The sequence below is a fragment of the Achromobacter sp. D10 genome (assembly GCF_035282245.1).
GTDB lineage: Bacteria > Pseudomonadota > Gammaproteobacteria > Burkholderiales > Burkholderiaceae_B > Achromobacter > Achromobacter insolitus.
This window is the reverse complement of record NZ_JAYJLE010000004.1, coordinates 357,479-373,327: the sequence shown is the minus strand read 5'-3', so window position 1 is coordinate 373,327 and position 15,849 is coordinate 357,479. Positions and strand designations below refer to the sequence as shown.

11 protein-coding genes and 1 pseudogene are annotated in these 15,849 nt (G+C 65.7%); 6 read left to right on the top strand and 6 right to left on the bottom strand.

Features of this window, described 5'->3' with window-relative positions; genetic code table 11:
• The first annotated feature begins 148 nt into the window (after positions 1 to 148).
• From VCS63_RS14045 to VCS63_RS14025, 5 genes are all read left to right on the top strand, one after another.
• Positions 149 to 1,471: an MFS transporter gene (locus tag VCS63_RS14045; RefSeq protein ID WP_076813467.1), complete on the top strand. Its 1,323-nt coding sequence runs from the start codon at positions 149 to 151 to the stop codon at positions 1,469 to 1,471.
• A 240-nt stretch (positions 1,472 to 1,711) separates the two neighbouring features.
• Positions 1,712 to 2,833: a BamA/TamA family outer membrane protein gene (locus VCS63_RS14040; RefSeq protein WP_416379192.1), complete on the top strand. Its 1,122-nt coding sequence runs from the start codon at positions 1,712 to 1,714 to the stop codon at positions 2,831 to 2,833.
• Complete coding sequence (locus VCS63_RS14035) at positions 2,830 to 3,114, top strand: hypothetical protein (protein ID WP_082900745.1); 285 nt, start codon at positions 2,830 to 2,832, stop codon at positions 3,112 to 3,114. Before VCS63_RS14040 ends, VCS63_RS14035 begins: the two co-directional genes overlap by 4 nt.
• A gap of 209 nt (positions 3,115 to 3,323) precedes the next feature.
• On the top strand, positions 3,324 to 10,019 hold the full coding sequence (locus tag VCS63_RS14030) for an autotransporter outer membrane beta-barrel domain-containing protein (protein WP_323880103.1): 6,696 nt from the start codon (positions 3,324 to 3,326) through the stop codon (positions 10,017 to 10,019).
• 115 nt (positions 10,020 to 10,134) lie between these two features.
• A complete protein-coding gene (locus VCS63_RS14025; RefSeq protein ID WP_323880102.1) occupies positions 10,135 to 10,842 on the top strand; it encodes a 4'-phosphopantetheinyl transferase family protein in 708 nt (235 codons plus the stop codon).
• A gap of 4 nt (positions 10,843 to 10,846) precedes the next feature.
• Here VCS63_RS14025 and arsH read toward each other — a convergent pair whose 3' ends face one another.
• The 6 genes from arsH to VCS63_RS13995 are packed head-to-tail and all read right to left on the bottom strand — an operon-like array spanning position 10,847 to position 15,262.
• Positions 10,847 to 11,605, bottom strand: a complete 759-nt coding sequence (gene arsH, locus VCS63_RS14020) for an arsenical resistance protein ArsH (RefSeq protein ID WP_104653485.1) — start codon at positions 11,603 to 11,605, stop codon at positions 10,847 to 10,849.
• A 29-nt stretch (positions 11,606 to 11,634) separates the two neighbouring features.
• Positions 11,635 to 12,822 carry an MFS transporter gene (locus VCS63_RS14015; RefSeq protein ID WP_323880100.1) on the bottom strand — a complete coding sequence of 396 codons (1,188 nt, stop codon included), beginning with the start codon at positions 12,820 to 12,822 and terminating at the stop codon, positions 11,635 to 11,637.
• Between the two features lie 3 nt (positions 12,823 to 12,825).
• Positions 12,826 to 13,908 carry an ACR3 family arsenite efflux transporter gene (gene arsB, locus VCS63_RS14010; RefSeq protein WP_063961702.1) on the bottom strand — a complete coding sequence of 361 codons (1,083 nt, stop codon included), beginning with the start codon at positions 13,906 to 13,908 and terminating at the stop codon, positions 12,826 to 12,828.
• 4 nt (positions 13,909 to 13,912) lie between these two features.
• Positions 13,913 to 14,413, bottom strand: coding sequence for an arsenate reductase ArsC (locus VCS63_RS14005; RefSeq protein ID WP_063640648.1), 501 nt, complete (start codon positions 14,411 to 14,413; stop codon positions 13,913 to 13,915).
• Positions 14,414 to 14,421: 8 nt separating this feature from the next.
• Entirely contained in the window at positions 14,422 to 14,922 is a 501-nt protein-coding gene (locus tag VCS63_RS14000; protein WP_082884592.1) for an ArsI/CadI family heavy metal resistance metalloenzyme, read from the bottom strand.
• A gap of 13 nt (positions 14,923 to 14,935) precedes the next feature.
• On the bottom strand, positions 14,936 to 15,262 hold the full coding sequence (locus tag VCS63_RS13995) for an ArsR/SmtB family transcription factor (RefSeq protein ID WP_063640649.1): 327 nt from the start codon (positions 15,260 to 15,262) through the stop codon (positions 14,936 to 14,938).
• A 67-nt stretch (positions 15,263 to 15,329) separates the two neighbouring features.
• On the opposite strand from VCS63_RS13995, the pseudogene VCS63_RS13990 reads away from it, so the two are divergent.
• Positions 15,330 to 15,661, top strand: a pseudogene (locus VCS63_RS13990) (YkvA family protein); the annotation flags it as partial.
• Positions 15,662 to 15,849: the final 188 nt, after the last annotated feature.

Genomic DNA, 15,849 nt, shown 5'->3' with positions numbered 1-15,849 from the left:
GATACCCGCGGGTAAATCCTTATTATTGTATTTTTTTAAAATGGCAAAATATATTTATAGCAGACAAAAACATCTGCTAGCGTGACCTTGCCCCGGTGTCGGCGGGCTAGGGCGCTTTCCCCTGATCCGCTCCACCGAGGAACCCGCTATGGATGCTGTTTCACCGCAACCCCTTTCCACGCCGGCACATGGCGCCGCGTCGGCCGCCGATCCCGGCCAGATGCACCGCAAGGTCGCCTGGCGCCTCATACCGTTTCTGATTTTCCTGTTCCTGCTGGCGTGGATCGATCGCGTGAATGTCGGTTTCGCCAAGCTGCAGATGTTGCAGGATCTGCGCTTCAGCGAAGCCGTGTATGGGCTTGGGGCGGGTATCTTCTTCATTGGCTATTTCATCTTCGAAGTGCCCAGCAACCTGCTGCTGCAGCGGATCGGCGCGCGCAAGACCCTGGCGCGCATCACCATCCTGTGGGGCCTTACCTCGATGGCGATGGCATTCGTCACGACTCCGACCTCCTTCTATGTCCTGCGCTTTCTGCTGGGCGCCTTCGAAGCAGGTTTCTTCCCCGGCGTCATGCTTTATCTGACGTACTGGATCCCCGCAGGCAGGCGAGGGCGCATCAATGGCTGGTTCATGACGTCATTCGGGATCGCGGGCATTGTGGGCGGGCCCATCGCCGGACTCATCATGAGCGGCATGGACGGCGTGGCTCCATTGCGCAACTGGCAATGGCTGTTCGTGCTGGAAGGCATTCCTTCCGTCATCGCCGGATTCGTGGTGCTGGCGTACCTGCCGGACCGGCCGCAACAGGCGCGCTGGCTCAGCGCGGCGGAGAAGGCCGCCTTGGTCGCGGAATTGGAGGGCGAGCGCCTCGATTCCGCAAAGCACTCCAGTTTCACCCAAGCCTTGCGCCAGCCTGCATTGTGGTTGTGCACCGCGGCTTACTTTTGCATCGTGGGCGGCAACGCGACCTTGGCCTTCTGGATGCCTTCTATCGTTCGTGAACTGGGTGTGCAGGGCGCATTGAACATCGGCCTGTTGTCGGCCATTCCGTTCATCCTGGGCACGGCCGCAATGGTGATCAACGGCATGCATTCAGACTCGACTCGGGAACGCCGGCTGCATTGCGCTGGCGCCACCCTGATCGGCGCCCTGGGGCTGTCGCTGACAGGAATCTACATCGGCAGCCCCGTGCTGGCGATGGCGGCGTTGAGCATCGCAGCCATAGGCGTGCTGGGCTCCTTTCCGGTGTTCTGGGCCATTCCCGCGGCCTTCCTGACCGGCACCGCAGCTGCGGGCGGCATCGCCTTCATCAATTCGGTCGGTAACCTGGCCGGCTTTGCCACGCCTTTCATGATGGGCTGGCTCAAGGAGTGGACGGGGGGCGTGGCCGCCGGCCTGTATGTGGTGGCGGGCATGCAGGTCGTCGCGACGGCGGTCGTCGCACTGACCATGCGCAAGCTGCCCGTCTAGGCTCCGGCAGCGCGAGCCGTCTCCTCGAAGTAGTGCGCAAGATCCGGCGCCGTGTCATCATCGGCAGAGCACGACTGAACGCGCGGCTCCAGCCTGATTCCTGCAAGCCGCGCCCGACATCGCCGGACGGCGGCAGCTACTGCGGGGAAACACTCCGTGCGCCAGGAATGCAGATACGTTCAAGAATCCCCCCGCAAGCGCGACAGGCGCGCCTTGCCCGCGCGAGACCGCGCAGCCGCCTTGGCCGGACGGCTCCTGATCCTGCTATGCGCCAGCCAGGTCTTTCTTGGCTCGGCGCACGCCCAGGCGGACGCCGACGGCGGCGGCCTGGACATGGGTAACTTCCTGCTGCGCGAGAACGGCGCGCTGCCCGTGCCCGTCATCATCACCGAGCCTGCCGTAGGCTATGGCGGCGGCCTGATGCTGTTGTACTTTTCCGAACCGGCGGCACCGGATGCCGGCCAGGCGGACCGGGCAGCCCCGTCGGCCGACAAGCACAAGGCGCCGCCCACCGTCACGGGTATCGGCGCCATGGCTACCGAAAACGGCACCCGCGGCGGCGCGCTGTTCCATTTCCGCAGCTGGGACGCCGACCGCTACCGCTACCTGGGCGCGCTGGCCCAAGGGCGGGCCAACCTCGAGTACTACGGCGCCTCCAGCCACGGACGCAGCTACGAGGTGAAAGGCACCTTCCTGATGCAGCAGGTCCTGGCCCGGGTCGGGGACACGCCCTGGTACGTTGGCCCGCGCTACACGTACTTCCGTTCAAACACCCGTTTCACGGGCGAGGCGGCAAGCGAGCTGTCCAAGGCAGAGATGGCCGGGCACATCGGCAAGGCCGGCGTGGTAGTGGACTACGACACCCGGGACAATATGTTCTACCCCAACCGGGGCAGCTACGCCGAACTGGAAGCCGAGTTCGCGCGGGGCTGGCTGGGCAGCGACCAATCTTTCGAGAGCTACCGCACCCGCGGCTACACCTGGCTTCCGCTGGCGCCGCGATGGACGCTGGGGCTGCGCGGCGACGGGCAGTTCACGCGCGGCACGGTGCCGTTCTACGCGCAGCCCTACGTGGACCTGCGCGGCGTCGCACGCGGCCGCTATCAGGACCGCGATGCGCTGGCCTTCGAGGCCGAGCTGCGCTGGGACGCCACGCCGCGCTGGTCCATACTGGGGTTCAGCGGCGTGGGCAAGGCATATGGCAACTGGAACTCCTTTGCAGATTCCACTAACGTCGTCAGCGTGGGCACGGGTTTCCGGTATCTGATCGCGGCCAAACTGGGCCTGGCCGTGGGAATAGACATTGCCCACAGCAAGGACCAGAACGCCTTCTACATTCAAGTCGGGAGCGCATGGCGATGAAGACACACGACGAAAGCCCCATGCTCGAGGCCGGCGTCTCCCAGATCGGGAACCTGCTGCAATTCCTGGCCTGGATCGCTGAACGGCCGCGCACCTATGCGCAAACCCTGGACGCCTGGCGAAGTTCCTGCCCGCGGCTGTCCGCCTGGGAAGACGCGACGGCCAATGGATTGGTGGACTTGTCTCCGTCCGGTGACGATCCACAGGCCCAGCCCGTGGTCGTCCTGACGCCCAAAGGGCGCAAGATGCTTTCACTTACATGCAAGCCGCCCACGGTGTAACGATCTGCATTTGATTGCGGATTTCGTCGAAAAAAATCCCCGTTTCGTCGAAAAAGCATTGCACCCCGCGGGCGAGCTGCGGATTCTAGTGGCGAAACTTTGCCAGTTACTACTGAGCGCACGCCCGGCGAGCAGGGCGGTCCTTGCGCACGCCCAACAGAATCCGGTCATTCATGAAGCCCACATCATCCCCTCCGCGCGCCCCCGGCATGCCTTTTCCTCTGCTGCGCCAGAACACCTTGCGACTGGCCGTCATCTCAGCGCTGGGTGCCTGCGCCTGGGCTCCGGCGGGCAGCGCCCAAGCCGGCTATGCCTGCAGCGCCGGCCCCACCCAGAGCGTGCCTGCCGGCAACTACCCTTACGCCCAGGCCATCTGCGAAGGCGATAGCGGCGTCGACCATAACGATGAAAAAGATGGCCAGAACGGACCGGACGTGACCTTGACCTCCGCCGGCACCTTCAACGCCGACATGAATGGATCCGGCCTGACCGCACAGGGGGTGCTGACGGCGATATCGCGCGGCGGAGACGGGGTGGACGAGGGCACGGCAGGCGATGGCGGCAATGTCGTCGTGTCCAGTACCGGCAGCGTCAGCTTGAATGGCACTGCGCTCAGCAACTTCAACAGCCTGATCATGGCCGTTTCGTCCGGGGGGATCGGCGACCCCGCCAACGACAACAACGACTCCAATGGCGGGCACGGCGGATTGGGCCAGACCGTGACCGTCACCAACTCCGGCAACCTGACGATGTCAGGCAGCTTGCCCACCCCCCGCCAGGGCTTGTTCGGCATCAATGCGCGCGCCGTGGGCGGCGCCGGCGGAGACCAGAACGATCCCACGCTGGAATATGGCGACCAAGTCGGCGGAAACGGCGGCAACGCCAGCACGGTCATCGTCAACAACTCAGGCGCCATCAACCTGGGCAGCAGCGGGTCGCGCCTGCGCACCTACGCAAGCGGTGCCGCCATCTACGCGAATTCCCAGGGAGGCATGGGCGGCTACAACAACGGCAATGCCGGCACGGGCGGCACCGTCCAGGTCACCCACCAAGGCCAGGCGAACAGCTACTGGCAAGTCGTGGACAGCGCCACGGTGTTCGGCATCTACGCTCAGAGCATCGGCGGGGATGGCACGGCGTCGACCGACAATAGCGATAACGGCGGCAACGGCGGCGGCAACTCCAGCACCTGGACCCAGAAAGTCACGGTGGACGTGCAGGGTTCGGTACTGCTTGATGTCGCGGGATCGGCGAGCGGCGCCGCGGTTCAAGGCGCGGGCGTAGCCGCGCGCGCCATCGGCGGCAAAGGCGGTGCCGGGCCGGACAAAGACCACTCGGGCGGCAATGGCGGCTCAAGCGGCGCCGTGGCCATCAACCTCTACCAGGGAGCCAGTGTCGCCACGCGCGGGGACAATCTTCCGGGCCTGGCCGCGCAGAGCGTGGGCGGGCAGGGCGGTGACGGCAGCGACAGCACCGCGCTGGCCGGCCAGGGCGGCGGCGGCGGGTTCGGCGGCAACGCCAGCGCCGTCAGTGTCTCGACCTTGAGCGGCAGCACGATCAGCACCACGGGCAGCTTTTCGACCGGTATCGTCGCCCAGTCCGTGGGCGGCGGCGGCGGCACGGGCAGCGACTTCGTATCGGTGCTGGGCGGCCAGGGCGGCAACGGCGGCAATGGCGGCAACGCAGGCTCCGTCAGCACCTCGACCGCCGGAACGGTCAGTACGGGCGGCGACCACGCCTACGGCGTGCTGGCCCAGTCCATTGCCGGCAGCGGCGGCGCTGGCGGCGCCGATACCGCCGAACTGGTGTCCCTGGGCGGAGACGGCGCGGGCGGCGGCGCCGCCGGCCAGGTCACCATGGGCAATACGGGTTCCATCAGTACATCGGGCTACAACTCGCACGGCATGATCGGGCAGTCCATCGGCGGGGGCGGGGGGGCCTCGGGCAGCGCGACGGGGCTGCTAAGCGTCGGCGGCAGCTCGGCGGGCTCCACGGGATCCGCGGGCGGCTCGGTGGTGATCGGCAACACCGGATCCATCACCACGGCAGGCAACGCGGCCATTGGCCTTGTGGCCCAGTCGATCGGCGGCGGGGGCGGCAGCGGCGGCGACAGCATCGGCGTACTGGGCGTGGGCGGCGGCGGAGCGGGGGGAGGCTCGGGCGGTAGCGTCATCATCCAGGACCTGGGGTCGATCCAGACCGCGGGCCACTTCGGCGCGGGCGTGCTGGCCCAGTCCGTGGGCGGCGGCGGTGGCAACGGCGGCGACACATTCACGGCATCGGTGGGCGTGTCGGTTGCGATCGGCGGCAGCGCCAGCGGAGGCGGAGATGGCGGTTCGGTCTGCATGAGCAACCAGGGAGGCTGCGACAGCACGCTTACGTACTCGCCAGCGGCCATCACGACCCATGGGAACTACGCGCCAGGCATCATCGCCCAGAGCATCGGCGGCGGCGGCGGGACGGGCGGCAGCGTAAAGAACGCCAGCGTCGCATCGTTCGCGGCCCTGCAGCTGGGTGGCAGCGGCGGCGCCGGCGGCAAGGCAGCCGGGGTCAAGGTCGGCTACAGCAATCTGAACATCAATACCGGCGGCGCTCACGCCGTCGGCATCCTGGCCCAATCCATCGGCGGGGGAGGCGGCAATGGCGGCGATGCCAGCTACTACGACGTCACCCTGGGATTCAATGCCGCCGTCGTGCTGGGTGGAAGCGGGGGCTCGGGCGGCACGGGCTATTCATCCACGGTGAACCTCAGCGGCTCCCACGTCGCCACGGGCATGGACTACGCCAGCCCGAACATAGACCCGGACACCTATGCGCCCAACGATGCATTCGGCATCCTGGCGCAGACCATCGGCGGCGGGGGCGGCAATGGCGGCAGTTCCAGCGCCAGCGACCTGGTGGTGGCGGTGCCCACCGGCGAAGGAGCCTCCCTGGCGTTCAACTTCGAGGCCGCCGTGGGCGGCAGCGGCGGCGCGGGGGGCAGCGCCTGCCCGCCAGGAGATGCCGCGTGCGTCACCCAGGTCAATCTCAGCAACGGCTCCACGGTCGCCACCTTGGGCGATGGATCCCATGCCGTGATGGCCCAGTCGATAGGCGGAGGCGGTGGCAACGGCGGGGATTCCTCCGTGCTGTCCACGGTGCTGGGGGATGCGACCACGATCTCGCTGTCGGCCGGCATGACGCTGGGCGGCACGGGCGCCGCGGGCGGGAACGGCGGCGCGGTGAACATTGGCCTGGGAGACGCCAACGGCGCCTACGCGGCCTTGCCGCCTTCATTGCTGACCCCGCCCGGCGTCCAGGCGCCGCCGGCGTCCACCATCGTCACCTACGGCGACTATGCGGACGGCGTGCTTGCGCAATCCATTGGCGGCGGCGGCGGTAACGGCGGAGTGGGCAGCAGCAACGCCTACACCCACGGCGGCCCCACCAACGTCAAGCTGACCCTGGCCTTGGGCGGCACGGGCGGCGCAGGCGGCACCGGCGGCAACGTGGACGTAACGCTGAATCCCAATTTCACCATTCGTACCCTGGGATCCGGCTCGCGCGGCATAGTGGCGCAATCCATCGGCGGTGGCGGCGGAGCCTCGCAGGGCGGAACGCTGAACGTCGCGGGCAGCGCCGAAGAGCGGCCCTCCGCGCGCCTGCAGGTCGGGCTCGGCGCCACCGGTGGGTCTGGCGCCACGGGCGGCACCCTCAACGCAACATTGCAGGGTGCCATCCGCACCGAGGGCGGCGATGCCGATGGGGTCCTGCTGCAATCGATAGGCGGCGGTGGCGGCCTGGGCGGATCGCTCGGGGCCGACGCGTCGTCCTACCCAATCCTGGATCGGATCGGCAACCATGGGGACAACAAGGAACGGCTCGACGACGAAAACAGCACCTACGAATTCGGCGTGGATGTAGGCGGCACCGGCGGCACCGCGGGCCATGGCGGCAATGTCACCGTGAACTACGCCGGCAAGATCGCCACCAGCGGCGACTGGGCCGACGGCCTGGTCGCCCAATCGATAGGCGGAGGCGGCGGCGTAGGCGGTTCCTCCAGCGCCTCGGGCAGCAAGATCAAAGCCAACGCGATCGTAGGCGTGGGCGGCAGCGGCGGGGCCGGAGGCAATGGCGGCAACCTGAACTTCTACTTCGACGACAACCATGGCAACAGCATTTCCACCACAGGCTACAACGCCTACGGCGTGCTGCTGCAATCCGTCGGCGGGGGCGGCGGGCAGGGCGGCGACGGCTCGGACCAGGCCCAGGGCACCATCACCGTCGGCGCATCGTTTGGCGGCACGGGCGGCGTCGCTGGCAATGGAGGCAACATCCTGACCTCCAGCGGCCAAGGCTGGCTGAATGTCCAGACATCCGGCGACGACGCGCCCGCGCTGGCCATGCAATCGATAGGGGGCGGCGGCGGCACGGCCGGTGCTGGCAACAGCAGCTCCAAGCTCCAACAGGACAGTCATTCCATGAGTGTTTCGGTGGGCGGCACCGGCGGTCTGTCCGGCTCTGGCGGCGTCATCGATGTCGCCACCGGAATCGCCGCCACCACGCAAGGCGACCGCGCCTATGGCGTGCTGGCGCAATCCATCGGCGGCGGGGGCGGCCTGGGAGGCGCGGGCGACGCCAGCAACCTGACCGGCGTCTCGCTGGGCGGACGCGGCGGCGCGGCTGGCGATGGCGGGGCCGTGACGCTTGCGCTGAATGCCGGCGCCCACATCGCGACCAGCGGCGCGGGCTCCCATGGCCTGGTTGCGCAATCCATCGGCGGCGGAGGCGGCATCGCGGGCGATACCAGCAAGGGGCTGCAACTGGGCTCGGGCGGCTGGACGCCGGACCCAAGCCAGACCGGCGGCAAGGGCAGCGGCGGATCGGTCAATCTCAATATCGCCAGCGATATAACGACCCACGGAACCAACGCGTTTGGCGTGATCGCCCAATCGATCGGAGGCGGGGGCGGGCTGGGCGGCAATGCCGCTGGCGGCTTCGCGGGCAGCACGGCAGGCGCGGGCAGCACGGGTTCGGGCGGCGACGTCACGGTAACGCAGAGCGGCAACATTGCCGCTGCCGGCGCCGGCGCCACGGGCATCTTTGCGCAAAGCGCGGGCCCGCAGGGTTCGGGGCAGGTTGCGGTCACCGTCAACGGCTCGGTCAGCGGCGGCACCGGTTCCGGCGCATACGGCGTCTGGATCGCCGGCGAGAACCAGAACACGCTGACCGTGGGCGTGGCGGGCGCGATTGCGGCCGGCGCTGGCGGCAGCGCGGTGCGCTACGACGGCGCCGCTCTACAGGAAACCGGCGCGGCGCTGCGTGTTGCCAGCAGCACAGCCGGCACCGGCCTGTCCATCAACAATGCGGGGACCATACTGGGCAATATTGAATGCGGCCGCGGCGCCGGCGGTTTGGCGTGCGATGTCTGGAACGCAGCGACTGGCACCTTGAGCGACGCCACCCTCTACCAAGCCAATATCGACAATGCGGGCGTGGTGGCGATAGGCCGGCCGGGCGCATTCGACCGATTGACGGTGGCAGGGCACTTCAACCTGCAAGCCGGCGGCATCCTGCAGGCGGACGTGGACTTCGCCAACCTCAGGTCGCCCCGCATGGTGGTGCAGGGCGATGCCCGCCTGAACGGCCAGGTAAACGTGCAGCCCGTTACCTTGCTGCCCGACTACGAAGTCACCGTGGCAACGTTGCAGGGCGGCATCGAGGGCAGCCCAGTCGCCAAGGACAGTCCCGTGATCGACTACGACGCCCGGCTGGACGGCCAGAACGTGCGCGTGCGTGCCGTGCAGGCCGACTTCGCAGCGCCGTCGATGCAGCTGGCCTCCAATCCGCGCGCGGTGGCGCGCCATCTGCAAGGCGCCTGGAACCTGGGCGGCAATGCCGACATGGCGCCTTTGTTCGCCGCGCTCGACATGGCGTCCCGGGAAAGCGCGGACACGTATTCAAGCCGGCTGTCCGACCTGTCGCCCGGCGTGATGGTCGCGCCCGCCGCGCAGATGCAGGCCGGCATGGCGCGCTTCACTGGAGCCATGATGTCCTGCCCCGCCTTCCAGGGCGGCGACGCGCTGACCGGCGAACAGGATTGCCTGTGGGGCCAGGTGTCCGGCATCAATACCAACCAGGACGGCGAAGGCGGAGTTTCCGGCTTTTCGTTCAACGGCGTCACCTACCAGTTCGGCGGCCAGCGCCAGGTAAGTCCAGGCTGGTTCCTGGGCGGGTCCGTCGCGTACGAGAACAGCCATCTCCGTGGCGATGACGGGCGGGTCAGCGGCAAGGGCGATAGCGGCTACGCCGGCGTCGTGGTCAAGCGCGAGGCCGGGCCGTGGACCTTGTCCGCGGCCCTGGGCGGCGGCTACGGCCAATACGACATCGACCGCAGCATCCGCATTCCCGGAATGCAGAGCACGGCGGACTCCGACCTGGATGTCTACGGTGCCGCATTGCGCCTGCGCGTGGCGCGCACCTTCGCCACGGAGCGGGTCTACCTGAAACCCTATGTAGACCTGGACGCCTTCTACACGCACATGCCGGGCTATAGCGAATCCCGGAATGCCTTGCATCTGGATGTGGAGAGCAGCAACCAGTTCGTCATGGCCCTGTCGCCCACGCTGGAACTGGGCGGCAAGGTAGCGCTGAAGAACGGCGCGACCATGCGCCCGTATATGTATGGCGGCGTGTCGTTCCTGTCCAAGGACGAATACACGGTCAAAGCGCGTTTGCAGGGAGCGCCGGCCGGTTCGGGCGCCTTCGAGACCTCGGTGCCCATGGACGACGTCATCGGCCGGATCGGCGCGGGCCTGCAAGTGTCGAACGCGGGCGGCATCGACTTCCGGCTGCAGTACGACGGAGACTTTTCGTCCCACATACAAAGCCATCGCGGCACCGTGAAGGTGATGGTGCCGTTCTGAGTCCCGGCGGGAGGCCTGCGGTGCAGGCTTGCCTTGCGTGTCGCGGATTCCGGGGACGCGGATCAATGCTGGCGCGGGGCTGTACCATTGACCGCTGGCAAAACAACGGAACGGAATGTCGATGGAACCCCACGGCGTGCTCGACGCCTTGCGCCGCGCGATGGCCGGGCATGACGGTATTGGATTGGCCGCGGCGCCAGTGGCCCATGGCGGATATGACACCAGCGCGCCGCCGGACCTGGAAGACTTTCTGGCCATTGCTGCCGGCCTGAGCGAAAAACGCCGCAACGAATTCGTCGCCGGCCGCTTGTGCGCCGCGCGCGCGCTGACTGCCGCCGGCGCGACGTGGCCCGGCTGCCTGGCGGTAGGCGCGGACCGGCTGCCGCAATGGCCGGCCGGCTGGTTGGGCAGCATCAGTCACGGCAAGGAATGGGCGATCGCCGCCGCGGCGCAAGGCGCGAAGTATGTAGCGGTGGGCGTGGATATCCAGGACCTGATCAGCCCGCAGACCATCACAGCCGTACAACCCCTGGTGGCCACGGAAGGTGAACTCGCCAGCCTGCGGTACGCGCCCGATCGCCAGCACGCCCTGACCCTGTTGTTTTCCGCCAAGGAAGCCTTCTACAAAGCGCTGTATCCCCAACTGCGGACTTTCCAGGATTTCGATGCCGTCGCGGTCACCGCGTCAGCGCCCGACCGCGTGCAACTGACCTTGACCCGCGACTGGGACGCGGCCGGAAAATGGCCGGCAGGGATGTCGGTCTGGCTACCGTACGCCTGGCATGCCCGCGCGGTAGTGTCGGCTTACTGCCTGCCGGCCTGAGCCCCTAAATGGACGCCTGCTTCATGCGGCGGGACAACGCCGCCGCGCTTTCCTTGCGTTCGCTGTAGCGGTCCACGAGATACGGCGCCGCATCCCGCGTCAGCAGCGTGAACTTCATCAATTCCTCGACGACGTCAACGACCCGATCATAGTAAGGGGAAGGCTTCATGCGCCCCGCATCGTCGAATTCCTGATAAGCCTTGGCCACCGACGACTGATTCGGGATGGTCAGCATGCGCATCCAGCGTCCCAATACCCGCATCTGGTTCACGGCGTTAAAGGACTGCGATCCGCCTGAAACCTGCATGACCGCAAGCGTCTTGCCCTGGGTTGGGCGCACCGCTCCCACCGACAGCGGGATCCAGTCGATCTGCGTCTTCATCAACCCCGTCATCGCGCCGTGGCGTTCCGGCGAGCTCCAGACCATGCCTTCCGCCCATTGGACGAGCTCGTGCAATTCGCGGACTTTCGGGTGATCGTCGCCCGCGTCATCGACCAGCGGCAACCCGGAAGGATTGAAGATCCGGGTTTCACCGCCCAGGGCCTGCAGCAGGCGCGCAGCTTCTTCAGCGACCAGGCGGCTGTATGACCGTTCGCGCAGCGATCCGTAAAGCAGAAGAAAGCGCGGCGCATGCGTGGCCCTGGGCGGAGAGAACAGCTCGGCTGTGTTCGGTGGGGCAAACAATAATGGATCGATGTTGGGCAAATCGTCGAACCGGGAGCCTGGCGCCTGGGCCCCAGGCGAACTGGTGATGGAACTCATGCAATACCTCTATTGAAACGACTACAACTTCAATCGGCCGCAGGCCGCGCGCGCAACAGGAGCAGCGCGGCACAGGCTGCCAAACCTATTCCCCCGGACAGCCACAGCGCCTTGCTGCCCCAGGCGTCCAGCGCCAGCCCGAAGAGCAGCGGGGCCAGCGCTTGCGCGACCCGCGCGGGCATCATTAGCCATCCCTGGCGCGCGCCATAACCCCGAGGGCCGAACAGCGCCAACGGCAAGGTGCCTTTTGCGATGGTCAGGATGCCGTTGCCCGCTCCATGCAAAATAGCGAAGACCGGCGCCATCGCTGGACCAGCGGTCAACAACACAACAACGCCAGCCGGGTGCGCCAGCGCGGCCAGGCGGGCTGACAGCAAGGGGTGGACTTGCCGCAGGAAACCGAATTCGAGCAGGCGGCCGGCGACCTGCGCCGGACCGATGAGCGCGCCCACGGCCACGGCTGCCGCAAGCGTGGAACCCGCAGACTCCAGCATTCGCGGCAGGTGGGTGGCCATCGCCGTACTGATGAACCACGTTGCCGCAAACACGAAGGCAAGAAGGGCGGTGGCGCCCTTCTGCTGTTTCGGTTCAGGGGCAGGGGAGTGTTCAGGCCCTTGCGCCTCGGCGGCCTCGGGGCGTGCCGCTGTCGTTACCGCTGGCACTCCAGGCAGCCAGGCATTCAGCGGCAGGCCGATAGCAAGATGCATGAGCGCCCAACCGAAGCATGCGCCGCGCCACCCGAATTGGGTTTCCATCCAGGCGGATAGCGGCCACCCAACGGTGCTCGCGAATCCGGCAATCAGCGTAATGCCGGTAATGGCGCCACGGGCCCGATGGCCGTAGAGCCGCACCAGGCAGGAGAAAGCGGCCTCGTAGAGTCCCGAACCCATCGCCACGCCAATGACGAGCCAGGCGGCAAACATCGTCCACGGTCCCTGAGCGACGCCCAGCATGCCCAGCCCCAGTGCGAACAACAGGCTTGTACCGGCCAGGACGGCACGGCCGCCACGGCGATCGATCGCTTGCCCCGCCCAAGGGCCGATCAACGCCGAGGCCACCATGGCGACGGAGAAAGCCGCATAGACGGTGGGCGCGGACACGCCCAAGTCGCGCGCCATCGGGTCCGCCAGCATCGCAGGCAGGTAATAGGAGGACGCCCAGGCCAGCGTTTGGGCGGTGCCCAAGCTACCGACGACCCGGACGGGTGCTCCTGTCACCGTTTACCCCCGGTTGGCGCCCGCGTCGTACCAGCCTTTGGACTGGTTCACGACGCGCACCACCAGCAACATCACCGGGACCTCGATCAGCACGCCCACCACCGTCGCCAAAGCGGCTCCAGACTGGAAACCGAACAGGCTGATCGCAGCTGCGACGGAGAGCTCGAAGAAGTTGGATGCGCCGATCAACGCTGACGGGCAAGCGATATTGTGCTTTTCACCAACCCGGCGATTGAGCCAGTACGCCAATCCGGAGTTAAAAAGCACCTGGATCAGGATCGGCACGGCCAGCATGGCGATCACCAGCGGCTGGCCAATGATGGCTTCGCCCTGGAACGCGAACAGCAACACCAGCGTCAGCAAGAGCGCGGCCATGGAAAACGGTCCGATTCTGGCCAAGGCTGCTTCGAACGCTTCCTGCCCGCGACGCAGTAGCGCGCGACGCCAAAGCTGGGCGAGGATGACCGGAATCACAATGTAGAGCCCAACGGACACCAGCAACGTATCCCACGGCACGGTGATTGCCGACAGGCCCAGTAGCAATCCGACAATGGGCGCGAAAGCGAACACCATGATGGTGTCGTTCAGCGCAACCTGGGACAGCGTGAACACCGGGTCTCCGCCGGTCAGCCGGCTCCAGACGAACACCATGGCTGTACATGGGGCGGCGGCCAGCAGGATCAGTCCCGCGATATAGCTGTCCAGCTGGTCAGCAGGCAACCAGGGGGAAAAGACCTGCCGGATGAACAGCCAGCCCAGGAACGCCATGGAGAAGGGCTTGACTGCCCAATTGATGAACAGCGTCACGCCGATACCGCGCCAATGTTGCTTGACCTGGCCCAGGGCGCCGAAGTCCACCTTCAGCAGCATCGGAATAATCATTACCCAGATCAAAAGGCCGACGGGCAGATTGACTTGCGCGACTTCGAGGTGCCCGATGGTTTGAAAGAGGCCCGGCATGAGCTGGCCCAGGGCGACGCCCAGGATGATGCAGAGAAACACCCAGAGCGTCAGGTAACGCTCGAAGACGCTCATCCCTCCGCGCGCCTGCGGCACGGGCGCCGCCGCCTGTGTACTGGATGACATCGACTTAATCCTGAGTTTTGCCAATAGCGCGCAACTCGGTCTGGAGAGACATTGCATCCAGGCGGTCAATGGGCAAAGAAAGGAAAAGCTCGAGCCGGCGCTTGAGTACACGCGCGGCGTCCTGGAACGCCTTGCGACGATTTTCTTCGCTTCCTTCATAGGCTGCCGGGTCAGAAATGCCCCAATGTGCCGTCATTGGCTGCCCAGGCCAGACAGGGCACACTTCGCCGGCGGCGTTATCGCAGACGGTAATGATGAAGTCCATTTTTGGAGCCCCCGGCGCCGCGAACTCGTCCCAGCTCTTGCTTCGATAGCCATCGGTGGGCAATGAAAAAGAGCTCAGCGTGGCGAGCGCCAACGGGTGAACCTCACCTTTAGGGGTACTGCCAGCGGAATATGCCTGGAAGCGATCGTCACCGAGCCCTCTGAGCAGACCTTCAGCCAGGATGGAGCGTGCAGAGTTGCCCGTACAGAGAAACAGCACGTTGAAAGGGGAGTGCGACATAGAAATTCCTAGCAGCAGCGAGTGGAAGATTTGGTATTCGGATTCGGGACACAGCAGTTGTCCTGCACCGTGGGGGACACGGAAGGCGAACAGCAGGCGTCGGCCGAGCCGGTTGCAAGCGCGTCGAGGTGTGACGCCCCATAGACAGGGATCGTCCCCAATGTATGGAAGTGCTCCCACGCCACGCCTTGCGGATCAGTGATCCAGTATTTGGCGCTGCGGGAGTAGCAGCATGACGTCTCTCCTTGGTCCTGCAGAGACAGGCTGGCTGATACTGCTCGAGACTTCAGAGCAACCAACTCTTCGGCGTTCTCGGCTTGAATTCCAAAGTGGTCAACTCCCGCAGCAGCGCCACGGGTCGAAATTGCGAAATTCACTGGCGGATCATCGAGCATCCATTTCGCATAGTCAGACTCGACGCGAGCCGGATCTTGCGCAAACAGCCGCGAATAGAAGCCGATGTTCTTGGCCAAATCATCGACATGTAGATGAACGTGAAAGCGTTTCATGGACAGCTCCTGATCAGCAGGTGGTGCAGGCTCCCGGTTCGGAGGCCTCGCAGGTGGACCCTTCGCAACAGTGTTCGGTGAGGTAGCCAAGCAGCCCATTCATCTGCGAGAAGTCGGCGCGATAGATCAGATTTCGGCCTTGTTGCTCGATGGTGACCAGGCCTGCATGCGACAACTCCTTCAAGTGGAAGGACAAGGTATTGCGCGCGACGCTGAGCTGATCAGCCAAGACGCTAGGCGTGAGACCGCTAGGGCCGGCAACCACGAGTGCGCGAAACACGCGCAGACGTTGGGTGTGGGCCAGGGCACCGAGGGCGAAAACTGCTTGATCTTCGTTCATGATTCAATCGTACAACATCTGTTGAACTATTGAATAGTAAGAATTTTCGTGGGCCTGAGCCAAGCGCATCAAGCGAGACGGCTTAATTCTCCGGTTTGCAGGCAACCCTCGAACACCTTGCTACGCCAAGGGCGGTAGGCGTGTTCGTGGTGGCCTATGCACTTAGCCCGATCGATTTAATTCCTGACTTCATACCGGTATTGGGCTACATCGATGACGTGCTGCTGCCAGGCGTGATCTACCTGGCTATCAGGCTCTTGCCCCCGGACATACTTGTCGAAAGCAGGCGCCAGGCAGAGGGCCTGGATAAGCTCGGCCGCCTCAAAGCCCCGCAGCATAAGCGGTGCAGCGCTGATCATCGGGATGTGGGTGGCCATTGGACTGACAGCGTGGATCTGGTTCATGCCACGGTCCATGACTGGATCGGCGGGCCGAGGCAGAGGGGCAAGGCCGCCGGCTTCCTCCATTTATCACTTTACATAATACACATTATGCGCATTTCGCCTGTGGCAGCGCAGGGCTTGCCCAGCCCCATGTCCGTCCCTGGCTCCATCCGCTTTCAGGATCGGCGCAGCATCCGGATTTCC